This is a genomic window from Actinoplanes awajinensis subsp. mycoplanecinus (assembly GCF_001509495.1).
In the GTDB taxonomy this organism is placed as follows: Bacteria; Actinomycetota; Actinomycetes; order Mycobacteriales; family Micromonosporaceae; genus Actinoplanes; species Actinoplanes palleronii.
Genome location: NZ_LLZH01000119.1, coordinates 1 through 1,072 on the forward strand (window position 1 = coordinate 1; position 1,072 = coordinate 1,072).

The 1,072-nt window shown below is 68.8% G+C and carries 2 protein-coding genes; both read right to left on the minus strand.

The window, feature by feature from the left end; genetic code table 11:
• Window positions 1-609: hypothetical protein (locus tag ADL15_RS56855; RefSeq protein WP_338025539.1), on the minus strand; the 609-nt coding region annotated here is incomplete at its 3' end.
• A gap of 6 nt (window positions 610-615) precedes the next feature.
• On the minus strand, window positions 616-1,072 hold a 457-nt coding region (locus ADL15_RS54160), incomplete at its 5' end, for a hypothetical protein (RefSeq protein WP_198170789.1).

Consider the following 1,072-nt stretch of genomic DNA (forward strand, 5'->3'; position numbering starts at 1 on the left):
ACGGGCCGACTGCCGAACCGTTGCCCGCTGGGTGCGGGACTTCGGGTTGTGCAGGTCGGCGAACTGGTCAGGGGTGAGTCGGGCTACCGCGTCCTGGTCCTCGCCACGCCGCCGCAGCAGCAGCGGACGCACGGTGGCGTTCGTGGGGCAGTCGAAGACGTTGTCGGGGTACGGGTAGCCGCAGCCGGGACACCGCGAAGGCATCGGGCTACCGGGATGGTGATCGGCGAACACCTGCGTCAGGGTCGCCACGGACACGCTCAAGCCCGCATGCAACAGCCGGGAGTCGAGGGCGTGCCGGTCGGACTTGTCGCCGTAACGCTGCTGCGCTGCCTGCCGGGAAACACCCAGCCGACCGGCGATCTCGTCCCACGAGTACGAATACGGTTTGGCCCGCAGACCGGCGACGGCCAGACGCAGCATCGCGTCGACCTCGGTCGCCAGCGTGACCATCGAGGCCAGGGCCTCCACGTCGCCGGCTGCGACCCGTCGGGCGTAGGCCCGCAGGATCCGCCGCGCGAACGCGTCGAACTGCGCCGTCTCCACGTGCCGCTGGGCACGCTTACGCGGCCTGGGCGTCAAGCCGGGCTTGACGGTGTTCTTGCCCATGCGACGTCACCACCCCTCGGTGGTGCGGTAGTGCCATTCGTCGTCGCAGTACTGGACTTCGTCTCGGTCGCGGAGGACCCCAGCAATCTCGGGATCGGTACTACGACAGATCGGGCACTTCGATCGAACGTCGCTGCTCTGGGCGACGACGTCTTCGTCAGCGCTCGCAGCCTCCGCAGCGAGACGGTCGGCCTCGGCAAGGGCGGCACACGAGATCCAGGTGTCGGCGCTGTAGGTGCAATACGGGTAGCCGTCCGGCTCCCCGCAGAGCAGACAGTCCTTGCCGCTGGTGGGCTCGGCCTTGTGCTCCAGTGCGCAGCGCACGCACTCGAAGCCGGTGTTGCAGAAGCACGCAGTCTGGCAATTCAGGCAGCCCGCGTCCGTTCCCGGAACGTGGGTGCCGTTGGCGTGCTGCAGCTGCAGCGCGTCCTGGATCTGTTCCGCAGGAGTCGACGCGGCCCGG